Origin of the sequence: Amycolatopsis acidicola (assembly GCF_007713735.2) — a bacterium.
Lineage (GTDB): Bacteria > Actinomycetota > Actinomycetes > Mycobacteriales > Pseudonocardiaceae > Amycolatopsis_E > Amycolatopsis_E acidicola.
The window spans coordinates 34,405-50,081 of sequence record NZ_VMNW02000068.1; the positions used below are offsets into that span (position 1 = coordinate 34,405).

At 69.6% G+C, this 15,677-nt stretch carries 18 protein-coding genes; 9 read left to right on the forward strand and 9 right to left on the reverse strand.

What is annotated here, in order from left to right; genetic code table 11:
• Positions 1-94: 94 nt before the first annotated feature.
• Both mca and FPZ12_RS32730 read right to left on the reverse strand, forming a co-directional pair.
• On the reverse strand, positions 95-901 hold the full coding sequence (mca, locus tag FPZ12_RS32725) for a mycothiol conjugate amidase Mca (RefSeq protein WP_144756528.1): 807 nt from the start codon (positions 899-901) through the stop codon (positions 95-97).
• A complete protein-coding gene (locus FPZ12_RS32730) occupies positions 901-2,199 on the reverse strand; it encodes a DHA2 family efflux MFS transporter permease subunit (RefSeq protein WP_166462984.1) in 1,299 nt (432 codons plus the stop codon). The genes mca and FPZ12_RS32730 overlap by 1 nt, the downstream gene beginning before the upstream one ends.
• A gap of 63 nt (positions 2,200-2,262) precedes the next feature.
• Here FPZ12_RS32730 and FPZ12_RS32735 point away from each other — a divergent pair, with 63 nt between their 5' ends.
• From FPZ12_RS32735 to FPZ12_RS32745, 4 genes are all read left to right on the forward strand, one after another.
• Entirely contained in the window at positions 2,263-2,847 is a 585-nt protein-coding gene (locus tag FPZ12_RS32735; RefSeq protein ID WP_243770152.1) for a TetR/AcrR family transcriptional regulator, read from the forward strand.
• A 141-nt stretch (positions 2,848-2,988) separates the two neighbouring features.
• Positions 2,989-3,300, forward strand: a complete 312-nt coding sequence (locus FPZ12_RS46690; protein ID WP_243770153.1) for an FtsX-like permease family protein — start codon at positions 2,989-2,991, stop codon at positions 3,298-3,300.
• Positions 3,301-3,350: 50 nt separating this feature from the next.
• The gene (locus FPZ12_RS46695) at positions 3,351-3,518 is read left to right on the forward strand and encodes a hypothetical protein (RefSeq protein ID WP_243770154.1); all 168 of its coding nucleotides are present in this window, start codon (positions 3,351-3,353) and stop codon (positions 3,516-3,518) included.
• 10 nt (positions 3,519-3,528) lie between these two features.
• Positions 3,529-4,443 (forward strand): ribonuclease Z, encoded by a 915-nt coding sequence (locus FPZ12_RS32745; RefSeq protein WP_144756522.1) that lies wholly within the window; start codon positions 3,529-3,531, stop codon positions 4,441-4,443.
• A gap of 72 nt (positions 4,444-4,515) precedes the next feature.
• Here the strand turns inward: FPZ12_RS32745 and FPZ12_RS32750 are convergent, their stop codons facing one another.
• Positions 4,516-5,526, reverse strand: coding sequence for a hypothetical protein (locus FPZ12_RS32750; protein WP_144756519.1), 1,011 nt, complete (start codon positions 5,524-5,526; stop codon positions 4,516-4,518).
• Positions 5,527-5,701: 175 nt separating this feature from the next.
• Between FPZ12_RS32750 and FPZ12_RS46930 the strand changes: the two genes are divergently transcribed.
• The 3 genes from FPZ12_RS46930 (at position 5,702) to FPZ12_RS32760 (ending at position 6,947) form a co-directional block, all read left to right on the forward strand.
• A complete protein-coding gene (locus FPZ12_RS46930; protein WP_279537843.1) occupies positions 5,702-5,836 on the forward strand; it encodes a hypothetical protein in 135 nt (44 codons plus the stop codon).
• A gap of 14 nt (positions 5,837-5,850) precedes the next feature.
• Positions 5,851-6,474, forward strand: coding sequence for an HNH endonuclease family protein (locus FPZ12_RS32755; RefSeq protein WP_144756556.1), 624 nt, complete (start codon positions 5,851-5,853; stop codon positions 6,472-6,474).
• A 65-nt stretch (positions 6,475-6,539) separates the two neighbouring features.
• Positions 6,540-6,947, forward strand: coding sequence for a VOC family protein (locus FPZ12_RS32760; RefSeq protein ID WP_144756517.1), 408 nt, complete (start codon positions 6,540-6,542; stop codon positions 6,945-6,947).
• 54 nt (positions 6,948-7,001) lie between these two features.
• Here the strand turns inward: FPZ12_RS32760 and FPZ12_RS32765 are convergent, their stop codons facing one another.
• Positions 7,002-7,511 carry an OsmC family protein gene (locus tag FPZ12_RS32765; protein WP_144756516.1) on the reverse strand — a complete coding sequence of 170 codons (510 nt, stop codon included), beginning with the start codon at positions 7,509-7,511 and terminating at the stop codon, positions 7,002-7,004.
• A gap of 143 nt (positions 7,512-7,654) precedes the next feature.
• Here FPZ12_RS32765 and lysA point away from each other — a divergent pair, with 143 nt between their 5' ends.
• Positions 7,655-8,947: a diaminopimelate decarboxylase gene (lysA, locus tag FPZ12_RS32770; RefSeq protein WP_144756515.1), complete on the forward strand. Its 1,293-nt coding sequence runs from the start codon at positions 7,655-7,657 to the stop codon at positions 8,945-8,947.
• Between the two features lie 7 nt (positions 8,948-8,954).
• Here the strand turns inward: lysA and hisC are convergent, their stop codons facing one another.
• The 5 genes from hisC to FPZ12_RS32795 are packed head-to-tail and all read right to left on the reverse strand — an operon-like array spanning position 8,955 to position 12,917.
• Positions 8,955-10,022, reverse strand: coding sequence for a histidinol-phosphate transaminase (gene hisC, locus FPZ12_RS32775; protein WP_144756513.1), 1,068 nt, complete (start codon positions 10,020-10,022; stop codon positions 8,955-8,957).
• 2 nt (positions 10,023-10,024) lie between these two features.
• Positions 10,025-10,654, reverse strand: coding sequence for an alpha/beta fold hydrolase (locus FPZ12_RS32780; protein ID WP_144756511.1), 630 nt, complete (start codon positions 10,652-10,654; stop codon positions 10,025-10,027).
• Positions 10,655-10,656: 2 nt separating this feature from the next.
• On the reverse strand, positions 10,657-10,980 hold the full coding sequence (locus tag FPZ12_RS32785) for a biotin/lipoyl-containing protein (RefSeq protein WP_144756509.1): 324 nt from the start codon (positions 10,978-10,980) through the stop codon (positions 10,657-10,659).
• Entirely contained in the window at positions 10,973-11,962 is a 990-nt protein-coding gene (locus tag FPZ12_RS32790) for an alpha-ketoacid dehydrogenase subunit beta (protein WP_144756507.1), read from the reverse strand. The genes FPZ12_RS32785 and FPZ12_RS32790 overlap by 8 nt, the downstream gene beginning before the upstream one ends.
• Positions 11,955-12,917, reverse strand: coding sequence for a thiamine pyrophosphate-dependent enzyme (locus FPZ12_RS32795; RefSeq protein ID WP_243770156.1), 963 nt, complete (start codon positions 12,915-12,917; stop codon positions 11,955-11,957). Before FPZ12_RS32795 ends, FPZ12_RS32790 begins: the two co-directional genes overlap by 8 nt.
• 231 nt (positions 12,918-13,148) lie before the next feature.
• Between FPZ12_RS32795 and valS the strand changes: the two genes are divergently transcribed.
• Positions 13,149-15,677, forward strand: a 2,529-nt coding sequence (gene valS / locus FPZ12_RS32800; RefSeq protein WP_150980593.1) for a valine--tRNA ligase, incomplete at its 3' end; no start/stop codon positions are given.

Here is a 15,677-nt window from a genome sequence, read left to right on the forward strand (position 1 = left end):
CAATTCAGCCGCTTTGTCGCTTCCGGAAAAAGGAATGTTACCGGCAAATTCACGGAAACTTTTTCTCCCGAACACCGCTTGGTGCGGATATTGCTCACCGGGTGATCCCCGCGAAGAGATCGTTTTCCGGGAGCGTGACCGGGACCAGTGCGCGGGCGAGGAAGTAGTCCTCCGTGGGCCATACCTCGCGTTCGAGTTCGCGGGGGTGCGCCATGAATCCCGTTTCCGGATCGACCTGCGTGGCGTGCGCCAGCAATGCCCTGTCGCGCACCGCGAAGTAGTCCGCGCACGGAATCCTTGTCGTGACGGGAAGTTTCGGCGGCGGCAGTTCGGTGAGCAGTGGGCCCATTTCCGATTTCATCCCGCGTTCGGTCATCGCTTCGTGCAAGGCTTGGAACCAGTCGCGGGTGAAGACCGAGAAGTAGTACAGCTTCGCCACTTCCGCCGGAGTTCCCGCCACCGCGTCGAAAGCCGCGACTGCCACCTCGTGCGTGCGGATGTGGTCGGGATGGGGATATCCGCCCGTCTCGTCATAGGTGATCAGCACGTCCGGCCGGAACTCCTCGATCTCCTCGACCAGTCGCGCGACGGCCCTTTCCAAGGGCTCGCGGGCGAAGGAGTCTTCGGGCAGTTCGCCGGACATCCCCGAGTCGACGAAGCCGAGAAAGCGTTGGCGCACACCGAGGATCTCGCGCGCAGCGGCCATTTCGCGGCGGCGCACCGCGGCCAGGTCCGCCCGGATTTCGGGCCGGTCCATCGCCGGGTTCAGGACGTCGCCGCGTTCACCTCCGGTGCAGGTGACGATCAGAACCTCGGCGCCTTCTGCCGCGTAGCGCGCGGTGGTCGCCGCGCCCTTGCTGGACTCGTCGTCGGGGTGTGCGTGGACGGCCATCAGCCGCATCAGAACCTCCTCGGGAACAGGGTGGCCGGTCCGAGCGCGAGCACGGAAAGCCCGAGCGCGAACCAGAAAGCCGGCGCGAAGCCGTGCGCCTGCAGGACGGTGACCAGCAGCGCGGTGCCCACCGAGCCGCCGACCCGGTTGAGCACGTTGACCACGCCCGCGGCCTGGTGCACCTGCTCGCGCGGCACCGAGGCGTACACGGCGGCCATGCTCGGCGCGGTGGTTGCGCCGAGGCCGATTCCCCTGACCAGCAAGGAAACCGTGAGCAGCCACGTCGGCGCGTCCTGGGTGAACGCGACCGTGCCGAGTAAGGCGAGCGCGATGCCGGTGAGCAGGACGTTGCGCGGCCCGACGCGTTCGGCGATCCGGCCGGCGAACAGCATGGCCACGGCGCTGCCCAGCGCCTGCGGGACGAGCAGCAGCCCGGCCCGGAACGCGTCCATGTTCTGCTGGAAGTACAAGGGCAGCAACAACATCGAGCTGTACAGGGACGCGCCGAGCAGGAAGGTGCTGCCGCTCGCGACGGCGAACCCGCGCCGGGCGAACAATCTCGGGTTCAGCAGCGGGTCACGTCGCCGCAGGGCATGCACCCCGTACCCGGTCAACGCCGCGACACCGGCGACCAAGGCGACCGAATTCCCCGCGCTCAAGCCGAAAACCAGCGCCGCCAGCCCCGGTGAGAACAGCGCGAGCCCGATCGCGTCGAGCCGTTTACCCGGCTGCCGCTCGGATGCCGGGAGCACGCGCGCCGCGGCCACCAGCGTCACGACGCCGATCGGGACGTTGATCAGGAACATCCAGTGCCAGTCCAGGTTCCGGACGATCGCCCCGCCGAGCACCGGGCCCAGCACCGGCGCGAAGGTGGCGGGCAGCGTGACCAGCCCGATGAGCCTGCCGAGCCGGGGCCCGGCGGCCCGCGCGAACAGCGCCTGCCCGATCGGCTGCATCATGCCGCCGCCGAGGCCCTGCAGGATGCGGAACACGATCAGCGCCGGCGCCGACCAGGCCAGCCCGCACAGCGTCGACCCCGCGGTGAACAACGCCACCGAGACCATCCACATCGTCTTGCCGCCGAAGCGTTCGGCGGCCCAGCCGGACAACGGGATCACCGTCGAGACCGCGAGCAGGTAGCCCGTCGCGACCCAGCCGACGGTGCTCAGCGGGCTGTCCAGGTCCCGCGCCACCGACGGCAGGCCGACGTTGACGATCGTCGTGTCCAGCAGGGCCAGCACGGCGCCGCAGATCAGCACCCAGGCCATCCGCAGGAGTGAGCGGTCGGTCGCCGCAGTTTTTAGCATGGACATAAAGTTATGTCACACCTAAAACTAGGTCAAGCATATTTAGTTGGTAGACTGGCGGGCATGCTCAGGGAGCTCAAGAAGCAGCAGACCCGCCAGGCGATCTCCGATGTCGCCACCAGGCTGTTCATCGAGCACGGGTTCGACGAGGTGACCATCGCGCAGGTCGCCGCCGCCGCGGAAGTCGCGAAAATGACGGTCACGAACCACTTCCCGCGCAAGGAGGACCTCGTCTTCGACGTGCACGAGGAGTTCGCGGCGCGGCTGGCGGCCAGGGTTTCGCCGCCGGTGGTCGAAACAGCGCGCGAGGCCTACTTCGAGGCCCTCGCGCGGCACGACGCGCTGCTCGGCTTCTCCGGGCGGGACTTCGCGCACATGATCGTGTCGAGCCCCGTGCTGCTGGCCCGGCTGCGCGAGATGCACGACGAGCAGGAGGCCACGCTGGCCGCGTCGCTGGCGTCCGATTTGGACGGTGTGACGGCGAAGGCCGCCGCCGCGCAGATCGCGGGCGCGCACAGGCTGTTGTTCCACGAGGTGCTGCGCCGCACGGCGGGCGGCCAGCGCACGGCCACCATCGTCAAGGCACTCGAACCCGAGGCGCGGCGAGTGTTCGAGCTACTGGAGTCAGGGTTGGGAGCGGTGGCCTAGCCGGTCTCGGCGATCGCGCGGCTGGCGTTCCGGGAAGTCGCCGTCACCACGCGCCCTCCGCTCTCGGGTGGGCGGGCGACGGAAGCGCCGCCGTGTAAGCGGGCGGTCTACGCGCGTTCGCGGGAGGACGGGGTGAACTCGGTGAGCGCCGTGCTCGGAGGCGCCGCCAACCCACGGCCGTCGGACGCGCTCGCGGCGAGGCAGGCGGCGGGTGAGGCGTTCACCGGGCTGCTGCTCGGGCTCGGCGCGGTCGCGTTGCTGGTCGGCGGGGTCGGGGTGGCGAACACGATGGTGATCTCGGTGCTGGAACGCCGGGCGGAGATCGGGTTGCGCCGTTCGCTCGGGGCGACGCGCGGGCAGATCCGCCTGCAGTTCCTGGCGAAGTCGGTGTTGCTGTCGGCACTCGGCGGGATCAGCGGCGCGGTGCTCGGCTCGGCGGTGACCATTGGATAAGCGCTGTACCAAGGCTGGCTGACCGCGGTTCCACTTTGGGCGGTCGCGTCGTGGCGACGCTGCTGATCGGCACCCTCGCCGGGTGGTATCTGGCGATCCGCGTCTCGTACCTGTCGTCGACGGCAGCGCTGGCCACACCGCGCGGACACTCAGGACATCTGACCTGTTTTTCGGGTCACGTGTCCTGGAACCCGGCGGCCGGCCTCCGGTTTCGCTAGGGTCGGACGGGTGTCGGTGCGTGAGCTGGTCGTGCTCGGGACCGCGAGCCAGGTGCCCGGTCGCGAGCGGAACCACAACGGCTACCTGTTGTTGTGGGATGGTCAGGGATTCCTGTTCGACCCCGGGGAGGGCACGCAGCGGCAGATGCTGCTGGCCGGGGTTTCCGCGTCGGCGATCGACCGGATCTGCATCACCCACTTCCACGGCGATCACTGCCTCGGCCTGCCGGGGGTGATCCAGCGGATGTCGCTGGACGGCGTGCTCCATCCGGTCTACGCCCACTATCCGGGCTCCGGTCAGGAGTTCTTCGACCGGCTGCGGCACGCGAGCGTCTTCCACGACACGACGAACGTGGTGGAGGAACCGATCTCGGACGACGGCACGATCGCCGAGGGTGAGTTCGGCCAGCTGCGGGCGCGACGGCTGGACCATCCGGTGGACTCGTTCGGCTACCAGCTGATCGAGCCCGGCGGCCGCCGGATGCTGCCGGAGTTGCTGGCGAGGTTCGGGATCACCGGCCCGGAGGTCGGCCAGCTGCAACGCACCGGCTCGTTGCGGTTCGGCAGCCGGGTGGTCAGCGTCGAGCAGGTCAGCGTGGTGCGCAAGGGACAGCGGGTGGCTTTCGTGATGGACACCCGGCTCTGCGACGGCGTCTACGACCTCGCCGACCGGGCGGACCTGCTCGTGATCGAGTCGACCTTCCTGTCCGGCGAGGCCGCGCTCGCCGAGGAGTACGGCCACCTCACCGCGCGCCAGGCGGCGCAGGTGGCGGCGGAGAGCAAGGCGAGCAAGCTGGTGCTCACGCATTTTTCCCAGCGCTACGACGATCCGACGCTCTTCTACGAGGAGGCGGCCGAGGTTTTCGGCGGGGAGATCGTGGTGGCCGCGGACCTGAGCCGCGTCACGGTGCCGCGGCGCAAATAGCGCCGAGAGGGAAGGCGCGGCCTGCCGAGTAGCGGCGGAACAGAGAACCTCGGCAGGCCGCGCGAAGCAGTGTCAGGACGCGCTCAGCCGCTCCTCCTGGAGACCGGCGACGTGGAGGCGCGGCCGGGTCTTCAGCGCCTCCCGCAACCGGTCGTTCTCCGCTTGGAGTTCCTGGAGCAGCCGGTGCTGTTCGCGCTCCGGCACTGCCGGCATCGGGGTGGGTTCGTAGCGCTGCGCCAGTTCCCGCGCGTCGGCCGGGATCTGGACGCGCGCCGCCCTGTCGCGTTCCGCGCGGCCGAGCATCCTGGCCAGCCGCCGGGTGTCGGTGGCCACGATCCGCGTGCGGCCGAGAATCTTGTGCCGCAACGGGTCTTCGAGGCTGTCGAGGCACACGTCGGGCAGGTACGTGCGCATCGTGCCGGCGGGCAGCGCGTGCGCTTTGCCGACCATCTCGTTGAACCCGGCCTCGACGGTCTCGTCCAGCAGGAAGGCGCTGCCGAGGCCGACCAGATGCCAGGTGATCTCCCTGGCCCACCGGTCGAACTCCTCGAACGGCCGCTTGCCCTGGCTGATCATGTACACCGGGCCGCGCCGGGTTTCGTCGGCGAGGTAGTCCATCAGATCCGGCAGGTGGTTCGCGGTGACCCACTGCGGTCCGGGCGCCATCTCGGTGCGCCCGTCCATCGCCGTCAGCTCACCCAGCAACCCGCGAAGCACGCTGGGCACCGACATACAACGGTTGTACGGGGCCTCGCCGATCGCGGTCACGTCGTCCCGCGTCTCGATTTCCGCCCACAGCCAGCCGGGTTCGGCCGGCTGCTCCAGGACGGTGAACGTGGTACGCCAGACGTCGCGCGGTTGCGCGTCCGGATGCTGGCGCCGCCATTGGTAGAACTCGCCCGCGCCGCACCGGTCCCGCCGGATCGTGACCAGGTCGTCGTGGTCGAGCAGGTAGTGCCCCTGGCGGCCGGCGTCGAGGTGGATCTCCTTGCTGGCCAGCCACCGGCCGAGGTGCTCGACGACCGTGCCGAGGAGTTCCTGCCCCGGGGCGAGCCGCAGGAAGGACCGGAAACCGACAGCCATCGCCGCCTCCCACCGATTGAGGAGTATTGAAACCGCTGTGCCGTACAGTGAATCAGGTTTGCAGACCGGCGGGTAACGAGTCAAGGGCCATTGCCCCACCCCGCCTTGATCGCCGGCCGTCGTGGCGCTCTTCGCCGCGGTGTGGTCCGGCTGTACGCGGCCACCGGAAGGGGCTGTGACTTTCCCCGGTCCGCCGATGTTCAGCGCGTTCATCCCGATTTTCGGCACCCGGCGTGCTGGAATGGCGAAGATCGTCGTCGTGCTGGTGGCCGGGTTGCTCCCGGTCCGCGCTCCGGAGGGGAAACGGTGAAGCTCACCCACAAAATGTTGCTGTCACTGGTGTTCACGGTCGTCGCCGCCTTGGTGGTGGCGTGGCAGACCGGGGCGCTGAAGGGCGCCGCGGGCAGTCCGCCCGCGTCCGCCAGCTCCGCAGGCGCCGAGCTGACGGAGCTGAAAGTGCAGGCGCGCGGCGGCATGGGCGGGTACTCGCGCGAGAAGTTTCCCCACTGGGCAACGGTTTCCGGGTCCTGCGACACGCGCGAGACGGTGCTGAAGCGGGACGGGCAGAACGTGGTGACCACTTCGGACTGCTCGCCGACCTCGGGCACCTGGCACAGCCCGTACGACGGCGGCACCTGGACGAAGTCGTCCGATGTGGACATCGACCACACCGTCCCGCTCGGCCAGGCGTGGGAGAGCGGCGCCGCGTCGTGGACCACCGACCAGCGCAAGGCGTTCGCCAACGACCTCACCCGGCCGCAGCTGAAGGCCGTCACCGACAACGTGAACCAGGCCAAGAGCGACAAGGCGCCGGACGAGTGGAAGCCGCCGCTGCAGACCGACTGGTGCGCCTACGCGACCGACTGGATCACGGTGAAGCACTACTACCAGCTGACGGTCACCGACGCGGAGAAGTCGGCGTTGACCGACATGCTCAACTACTGCTGACCGATGAGTTTCCGTGGTGGCGCGGGTCAACCGGGGTAACAGACCGAAATCCCCAGGGAGCCCCGATGCCCACGAACATCTTCGTCAACCTCGCCGTCGCCGACCTGCCGAAGTCGATCGAGTTCTTCACGCGGCTCGGCTACTCGTTCAACCCGCAGTTCACCGACGAAAACGCGGGCTGCCTCGTCATCAGCGACACCATCTACGCGATGCTGCTGACCAAGCCGTTCTTCAGGAACTTCACCAAGAAGGAGATCGCCGACTCGGCCACCACCGCCGAGGCGATCATCGCGCTGAGCACGGACAGCCGCGCGGAGGTCGACGCGCTGGTGGACAAGGCACTGGCCGCGGGCGGCACCGAGCCGGGCGAGCCGAGCGACATGGGCTTCATGTACAGCCGGGCCTTCGAGGACCTCGACGGCCACATCTTCGAGGTGCTCTACATGGACCCCGCGCACGTCGAGCAGCAGTAGGCCGGGCTTGCATCCGGCGGCCTCCCCTGGGGGTAGGCCGCCGGATGCTGTCTGTCAGGCCTTGGCGAACGACGTGCTGACGTCGATGGCGTTGCGGAGAGTCTGGTAGACGACGCAGTAGCGCTCGGTGAGCTTCTCCAGCGTCGCGAGCTGCTCGGCATCGGCGTCGGTGTCGAGGTCGAAGCCCAGCCGGATTTCGCGGAAGCCGACCGGGGCGGCCTTGTCCACGCCGAGGGTGCCGCGGAAGTCCAGGTCACCCTCGGCGGTGATCTTTCCGCCGCGGATCTCCAGGCCGAGTGACGTCGCGACCGCGCGCAGGGTCACCCCGGCGCACGCGGCGAGTGCGTCGAGCAGCATGTCGCCCGAGCAGGCCAGGCTGCCGTCGCCGCCCGCGGCCGGGTGCAGACCGGCCTCGACCAGCGCCTGGCCCGTCTGCACGCGGCAGGACACGCCGAGCGCGTCCAGCTCGGCCTCCGAACGCATGGTGACGACGGCGCTCTCCGGTGCCTCGCGGTACTTGTCCTTCAGCGGCGCCTGCAGTTCCCGGAGCTGGTTGGTGTCCATGACCCGAGCATGACTGCCGTCACGCGGTTCATCAAGATCTCGGCAAGATCGGCCCGCCGCGTGTCAGGGCGGCGTGTGCGCCCCGCCCCCGGGCTCTGCACGCGGTTTTCCCTGGAGTTCTGCCGAGAACGAAGGAGGAGACCGTGACACTGGCCGAGCTGCTACCGAGTGTGGGTGCCTGCGGGGAGCCGCCGCTGGAGGAGGACCTTTGGCCCGCGGGCACCGGGTTCGCGGCCGGGGGTGACCTGCTGTTCGCGGGCGTGGCGATGACCCAGCTCGCCGCCCGGTTCGGCACCCCGTGCCAGCTGCTGGACGAGAACGAGGTGCGGCGCCGCGCGCGGGCGTTCCAGGCGGCGCTGCCCGAGGCCGAGATCGCGTTCGCGGGTAAGGCGTTGCCGTGCCGCGCGGTGTTCCGGTGGCTGTCCGCGGAGGGCCTGTCGGTGGACGTCTGCTCGGCCGGGGAGCTGGCGTGCGCCTTGTCGGCGGGGGTGCCCGCCGAGCGGATCCTGTTCCACGGCAACGTGAAAACGGCCGAAGACTTGAAGGCCGCGGTGTCCGCCGGTGTCGGCCGAATTGTGCTCGACTCGTTCGACGAGATCGAGCAGCTCGGCGCGCTGGCGATCGCGCAGCCGGTGTTGATCCGGGTGATCCCGGACGTGGACGCGCACACGCATCCGGCGATCACCACCGGCACGGCCGGGCAGAAGTTCGGTTTTCCGCTCGGCTCGGTGCCCCGCGCTGTCGAGCGGGTGCTGGCGCATCCGGGCCTGCGCCTGGCCGGTCTGCATTGCCATATCGGCTCGCAGGTCCGCTCCGTCGCGGCGTACGAGGAGGCCGCCCGCCGGATGTCGAGGCTGCTTCGCGCGTTGCCGGTGCGGGTCGAGCAGCTCGACCTCGGTGGCGGTTTCGCGGCCCCGTACCTGCCGGGGGAGCGGCCGTTCGATCTGGCCGGATTCGTGCAGCGCATCCGTGCGGCGGTGAACTACGAGTGCGCGCGGCCCCCGAAGCTGACCCTCGAGCCGGGCCGTTCGATCGTCGCCAACGCGGGCGTGACGCTGTACCGTGTGATCACCGTCAAGCCCGGTTTCGTCGCCGTGGACGGCGGGATGAGCGACAACCCGCGGCCAGCGCTGTACGGCGCCCGCTACACCGCGCGGCTCGTCGGCCGGCATACGAGGGCGAAGCGCCGCACGATGACCGTGGTGGGCAGGCATTGCGAAGCCGGCGACATTCTCGCTGCCGACGTGCAGCTCCCCGAGGACATCCACGCCGGCGACCTGCTGGCCGTGCCCGTCACCGGCGCCTACCACCACGCGCTCGCGTCGAACTACAACCTCGTCGGCCGCCCGCCGCTGATCGGCGTGCGCGACGGCGAAGCTCGCACGCTGGTGCGGCGGGAGACGGAGGAGGACCTGCTGCGCCGGGATGTGGGTTGAGGTTTTCCTAAGCCGCGACCTCGCTCGAGCGCCACTCCGCCGCCACGCGCAGGAACAGGTCGTTCTCCGCGGGGCCGCCGATCGTGACCCGGCAGCCGTCGGGCGCGTACGGGCGGACCAGCAGGCCGGACCGCTGGCAGGCGGCGGCGAAATCCCCGGTGCGTCCGGCCAGGGGCAGCCAGACGAAGTTCGCCTCCGTCTCCGGCACCTGCCAGCCCTGCTCGATCAGTCCACTTCGGACTCTCGTGCGTTCGCCGACCACCGCGGAAACCCTGGCGCGCATGGCATCTTCGCAGCGCAGCGACTCGATGGCGGCCAGCTGGGCGATGGTGGACACCCCGAACGGCACGGCGCATTTGCGGAGGGCGGCGGCCACCGGCGGATGCGCGATCGCGTAACCCACCCGCAGCCCCGCCAGCCCGTACGCCTTGGAAAACGTTCGCAGCAAACAAAGATTCGCGTGCGCGGCGAACAGGTCGAGCCCGTTGACCACCTCGGGATCGCGCACGAACTCGACGTAGGCCTCGTCGAGCACCACGAGCACGTCCTCCGGGATCCGGCCGAGGAAGTCCGAGAACTCGGCGCGCCGCACGGCAGGCCCGGTCGGATTGTTCGGCGAACACACCAACACGAGCTTCGTGCGTTCGGTGACCGCGTCCGCCATCGCGGGCAGGTCCAACGCCGCGGCCGGCGTCAGCGGCACCTCCACCTGCGTCGCGCCGGCGATCCGCGTGACGATCGGGTAAGCCTCGAACGACCGCCACGGGTACACGACCTCGTCCCCGAGCTGCGCCACCGACTGCACGATCTGTTGCAGCACACCGACACTGCCGGTGCCCACGGCAAGGGTCTCGGCTGGCACGGACAGGTGCCGCGCCAGCTCCGCCGTGAGCTCCGTGGCCGCGAGATCCGGGTAGCGGTGCAGGTTCGTGGCCGCCGCCGTCGCGCGCTCCAGCACACCGGGAAGCGGCGGGAACGGGTTCTCGTTGCTGGACAGTTTCACCAGCCCGGAGAGCGCTTTCCCCGGGGTGTACACCGGAATGTCGTCGAGCACCGGCCGGATTCGTGGGTACATCGTCAGCTCCCGAAGGCCTCGAGCGCGGCCTGTTTGAACACGCGGCTCGAGATCGCGTTGAAGTGGTTGCGCTTGCCGAGCGAGACGAACGGCGCGCCGAGGCTTTCCGCGAAAGCGGCCGCGTCTCCCGCGAGTTCGTCGGCGTCCCCGGCGGCGAACAACACCGGCACGGGCGGCTCGCCCGCCAGCCGCCGCCCGGCCATGCCGTCGATGCACGGCTGGAGATCGTCATTGCCCGGCAAGGCTTCCAGTACACGTTCGAAGTCCGCCCTCGACGCCGTGCCGCCGCCGAGGCCGCCGATCACCAGCCGCCGCACACGCCCGGCGCGCGCCAGTTCCCAGCCGACGATCCCGCCCATCGAATAGGTCACGACGTCCACTGTGGTCAGTCCGGCGGCGTCGAGCACCGCGGCCATGTCGGCCGCGAGCTGCTCCGGCGTGAAGCCCGCGCGCGGCCTGTCGCTCTGCCCGTGCCCGCGCAGATCCGCCACCACCGCGCCGGGGAACACCCGCCCCCAGCCCGGCGCGGTCCAGTTGTGCCTGCTGTCCGAGGCGAACCCGTGGATCAGCAACACGGCCTGGCTGCCGCCGTCGTACCAGATCTTGCAGCCGTCGCCCGCGATCGCGTACACGCTCAGTCCTCCGGTGGGGTCAGCCGGACCCGCCGGGCCGGCTTCTTCTCCTTGGGCACGGTGCCCACGATGCCCGCCTTGTCGTCGTCGACGACGAAGGTCACGAGCGGCTCGCCGACCGCGAGCTCCTCGTCCTCGCCGACGTGCAGCCGCAGGATCTTGCCGGACTGCGGCGACGGGATCTCGATGGCCGCCTTCGTGGTCTCCACTTCCAGCAGGGGCGCGTTGCGCTCGACGAACTCCCCCTCGGAGACCAGCCATTCCAGCACTTTCGCGCTGATCAGGCCCTCACCGAGGTCGGGCAGCGGGAACGTCACTTCAGCCACGGCGGTACTCCAGCACGGTCTGCACGGCGGTCAGGATGCGGTCGATACTCGGCAGGTACTCGTCCTCCAGCGCACCGGACGGATAGGGCACGTCGTAGCCCGTCACGCGCTGCACAGGCGCGCGCAGGGTGTCGAAGCAGCGTTCACTCACCAGCGTGGAAACCTCCGCGCCGAGGCCGGCCGTCAGTGGCGCTTCGTGCACCACGACGGCACGTCGCGTGCGGCCGACCGACTCGGCGAGCCCGTCGGCGTCGATCGGTTTGAGCCAGCGCAGGTCCAGCACCTCGAGTTCGACGTCGTCCTCGGCGGCCAGCTCCGCGGCCTGCAGGCAGCGGGGAACCATTGCGCCCCAAGCGATCAGCGTCGCGTGCTTGCCCGGCCGCGCGACCCGGCTCGTGCCGGGCGGAGGCGTGTCCACCGGCTCGTTCGGGTCGAACAGCTCGCGGTTCCAGTAGCGCGCCTTGGGTTCCATGAAGATCACCGGGTCCTCGTCGGCGATCGACTGGCGCAGCAGGTGGTATCCCTCGGCCACCGTCGACGGCGACGCCACCTTCAACCCCGGCACGTGCGCGAACAGCGCCTCCAGGCTTTCGCCGTGGTGCTCCGGGGCGCGGATGCCGCCGAAACTGGGCAGCCGCAACGTGACCGGCATCGAAACGGCGCCGCGGCTGCGGTAGTGCATCCGCGCCACCTGGTTCACGATCTGGTCGATCGCGGGGTAGCCGAACCCGTCGAACTGGATCTCCGGCACCGGCCGCCAGCCCGCGAGCGCGAGGCCGACCGCCATGCCCATGATCCCGGACTCGGCCAGCGGCGTGTCGAACACACGGTCTTCGCCGAACTTGGCCTGCAGGCCGTCGGTCACCCGGAACACGCCGCCCAGCCCGCCGACGTCCTCGCCGAACACCAGCACCCGCTCGTCGTCATCCAGCGCGTGCTGGAGCGCGAGATTCAGCGCCTGCTGCAAGGAAAACTCAGGCATCGGCCCATTCCTTCCACGCCCGCCGCTGCGCCAGCAGCGCCTTGGTCGGCTCCCGGTACACGAAGTCGAACAGCTCCTCGCCCGGCCGGTCACCCATCGCGGTGAGTGCCTCGCGGACCTGCCTGGTGACCTCGGCCGCGTGCTGTTCCGCTTCCGCCACAACGCTTTCCGGCAGCTGCGCCGCCGCGCGCGTCAGCGGGTCGCGCTCGGCCCACTCCTGCTCCTCGGCCAGCGTGCGGTAGCGGCCGGGATCGTCCGAAGTGGAGTGTGGGCCCATCCGGTAGGTCATGGCCTCGATGACAGTCGGGCCCTCTCCGGCGCGGCCGCGCTCCAGCGCCGCCAGGGTGGCTTCGTGCACGGCCAGCACGTCGTTGCCGTCCACCCGCACGCCCTCGATGCCGTAGCCCTGCGCGCGAGCGGCGACCGAGCCTCCGCCCACCTGCCTGTCGGTGGGCACCGAGATCGCCCAGCCGTTGTTCTGGCAGAAGAAGATCACCGGCAGCCGGTACACGGCGGCGAAGTTCATCGCCTCGTGCACGTCCCCCTGCGAGCTCGCGCCGTCACCGAAGTACGTGAGGGCCACGCCCCGCGTGCCGTCGAGCCGGGCGCCCATCGCCCAGCCGACCGCGTGCGTCACCGGGCCGCCGACGACCGCGTTGAACGGCGCGAACCGGGAGGCCAGCGGGTCGTACATGCCGCCGTGCCAGGTGCCGAGGTGGGTGGCGAGGTAGGCGGGCAGGTCCACGCCGAGCGCGACCGCCGCGCCGAGGTCGCGGTAGTTGGGGAAGGCGAAGTCACGGGCCCGGTCCAGCGCCGCCGCGCTGCCCACCTGCGCGGCCTCCTGGCCCTTCATCGGCGCGTACCCCGGAAGCACGCCCTGGCGCTGCAGGGCGATCGCCTCCTCGTCGACGCGCCGGGCCACCAGCATCAGGCGGTGGAGTTGCGTGAGGTCCATGGGAACGAGCCTGCACAGTGTTCCGGGCGCTGGGCAACAGTGCCTGATTTCGCTGATCAGTTTGCGCGATCTGGCGACCAAGCTGCCGGATTGGCTGGTCAATTTGTCTTGTCGATCATGGTTTCGCTGACTGCTGCTCCGAACGGTGGTGCCCGCGCTGGAAACCTGCTATGGGTCCCCGGCTAAGCTGTATCTACTTCCCGAAACGCGACAGATGAGGTGGCAACAAGCGTGTCCGAGACCACGCCGAACGTGCCTGACCGCCCAGCGCTGGACGGTCTGGATGCCAAGTGGGCGGACCAGTGGGAGCGGACCGGCGTATACCGGTTCGAAGCTCCCGGTGAGCGCAGCGCGGTGTTCTCCATCGACACCCCGCCGCCGACCGTCAGCGGGTCGCTGCACGTAGGCCACGTCTTCTCCTACACGCACACCGACGTCATCGCGCGGTTCCAGCGGATGCGGGGCAAGCGCGTCTTCTACCCGATGGGCTGGGACGACAACGGCTTGCCCACCGAGCGCCGGGTGCAGAACTACTACGGCGTGCGGTGTGACCCGTCGCTGCCGTACGACCCGGACTACCAGGCGCCCGAGCCGATGGTGAAGAAGGGCGAGCGCCCGGTCCAGGACATCTCGCGCCGCAACTTCATCGAGCTGTGCGAGCTGCTGACCGCGGAGGACGAGAAGGCCTTCGAGGAGACGTGGCGTCACCTCGGCCTGTCGGTCGACTGGTCGCTGACGTACACCACGATCGGCACGTACGCCCAGCGCGTCTCGCAGCGCGCGTTCCTGCGGCTGCTCGGCCGCGGCGAGGCGTACCAGGCCGAAGCGCCGACGCTGTGGGATGTCGGTTTCCGCACCGCGGTCGCGCAGGCCGAGCTGGAGGACCGTGAGCACGCGGGCGCGTGGCATCGCGTCGCCTTCCATGGTCCCGAGGGCCCGGTGTACATCGAGACCACCCGGCCCGAGCTGTTGCCCGCCTGTGTCGCGCTGATCGCGCACCCGGACGACGAGCGTTACCAGGGCCTGTTCGGCAAGACGGTCACCTCGCCGGTGTTCGGCGTCGAGGTGCCGGTCGTGGCGCACCGCGCGGCGGAGATGGACCGTGGCGCCGGCATCGCGATGTGCTGCACCTTCGGCGACCTGACCGACGTGCAGTGGTGGCGCGAGCTGAAGCTGCCCACCCGCACGATCATCGGCCGCGACGGCCGGATCCTCGCCGACGCACCGTCCGGTTTGGACAGTGAGGCCGGGCGCAAGGCGTACGCGGAGCTGGCGGGCGCCACGGTGTTCACGGCGAAGGAACGCGTCGTGAACATGCTGCGCGAAAGCGGTGACCTCGACGGCGAGCCGAAGAAGACGGTGCGCCCGGTCAAGTTTTACGAAAAGGGCGACAAGCCGCTGGAGATCGTGTCCAGCAGGCAGTGGTTCATCAAGTCCATCGAGAAGCAGGACGTGATGCTGCGGCGCGGTGACGAGCTGCAGTGGCACCCGTCGTACATGAAGGCCCGTTACGACGACTGGGTCCGCGGGCTGAACGGTGACTGGCTGGTCAGCCGTCAGCGGTTCTTCGGCGTGCCGTTCCCGGTCTGGTACCCGCTGGACGAGAACGGGGAGCCGGACTACTCGGCGCCGATCCTGCCGGACGAGTCGCAGCTGCCGATCGACCCGTCGTCCGACGCGCCCGCCGGGTACAGCGAGGACCAGCGCGGGGTCGCCGGCGGGTTCACCGGTGACCCGGACGTGATGGACACCTGGGCCACGTCCTCGCTCACGCCGCAGATCGTGTGCGGCTGGGAGGAGAAGCCGGAGCTGTTCGCGCAGACGTTCCCGATGGATCTTCGGCCGCAGGCGCACGACATCATCCGCACCTGGCTGTTCGCCACGGTGCTGCGCGCGCAGCTGGAGAACGACTCGCTGCCGTGGTACCACGCCGCGTTGTCCGGGTGGATCCTCGACCCGGACCGCAAGAAGATGTCGAAGTCCAAGGGCAACGTCGTCACGCCGCTGGGCCTGCTGGAGCAGTTCAGCCCGGACGCGGTGCGCTACTGGGCGGCGAACGGGCGGCCCGGTACGGACACGGCGTTCGACCAGGGGCAGATGAAGATCGGGCGCCGGCTGGCGACGAAACTGTTGAATGCCAGCAAGTTCGCGCTGAGCTTCCCGGAGCCCGCCGCCGATGCGTCGGTCACGGAGACCCTGGACAAGGCGATGCTCGCCTCGCTGGACGACGTGATCCGGCAGGCGACTTCGGCGCTGGAGACGTTCGAGTACACGACCGCGCTGGAGCGGATCGAGCGGTTCTTCTGGTTCTTCTGTGACGATTACCTGGAGCTGATCAAGCAGCGCGCGTACGCCGAAGATGGCGGCGCCGCAACACAATCGGCCCGGTTGGCGTTGCGGAAGGCGTTGTCTTCGTTGCAGCGGTTGTTCGCGCCGTTCCTGCCGTACTGCACGGAAGAGGCGTGGTCGTGGTGGCACGACGAGTCGGTGCACCTGGCCGAGTGGCCGGTGGCGTCCGGCGCGGATGCCGGTGCCGACGTGATCACGTTGGCCAGCACCGCGATCAGCGCCATCCGCAAGGCCAAGAGCGATGCGAAGCGCTCCATGCGTTCCCCGGTGGAGGCGGTGCGCATCGCGGGCCCCGCGGCCCAGGTGGAAACGCTGACGTCGATCGGCGCGGACCTGCGCGCGGCAGGAAACGTGGAGGAGCTGGAATTCGCGCCCGGCGACGAGGACCTACGCATCGAAGTCCACCTAGCC

What these genes read in the sequence shown, in the direction of transcription:
- FPZ12_RS32790 (WP_144756507.1), bottom strand. Translation starts at nt 11,962, where the DNA reads ATGCCTGAGTTTTCCTTGCAGCAGGCGCTGAATCTCGCGCTCCAGCAC.
- FPZ12_RS32760 (WP_144756517.1), top strand. Translation starts at nt 6,540, where the DNA reads ATGCCCACGAACATCTTCGTCAACCTCGCCGTCGCCGACCTGCCGAAG.
- FPZ12_RS32765 (WP_144756516.1), bottom strand. Translation starts at nt 7,511, where the DNA reads ATGGACACCAACCAGCTCCGGGAACTGCAGGCGCCGCTGAAGGACAAG.
- FPZ12_RS32735 (WP_243770152.1), top strand. Translation starts at nt 2,263, where the DNA reads ATGCTCAGGGAGCTCAAGAAGCAGCAGACCCGCCAGGCGATCTCCGAT.
- FPZ12_RS32730 (WP_166462984.1), bottom strand. Translation starts at nt 2,199, where the DNA reads ATGCTAAAAACTGCGGCGACCGACCGCTCACTCCTGCGGATGGCCTGG.
- FPZ12_RS32755 (WP_144756556.1), top strand. Translation starts at nt 5,851, where the DNA reads ATGTTGCTGTCACTGGTGTTCACGGTCGTCGCCGCCTTGGTGGTGGCG.
- FPZ12_RS32795 (WP_243770156.1), bottom strand. Translation starts at nt 12,917, where the DNA reads ATGGACCTCACGCAACTCCACCGCCTGATGCTGGTGGCCCGGCGCGTC.
- mca (WP_144756528.1), bottom strand. Translation starts at nt 901, where the DNA reads ATGCGGCTGATGGCCGTCCACGCACACCCCGACGACGAGTCCAGCAAG.
- FPZ12_RS32750 (WP_144756519.1), bottom strand. Translation starts at nt 5,526, where the DNA reads ATGGCTGTCGGTTTCCGGTCCTTCCTGCGGCTCGCCCCGGGGCAGGAA.
- hisC (WP_144756513.1), bottom strand. Translation starts at nt 10,022, where the DNA reads ATGTACCCACGAATCCGGCCGGTGCTCGACGACATTCCGGTGTACACC.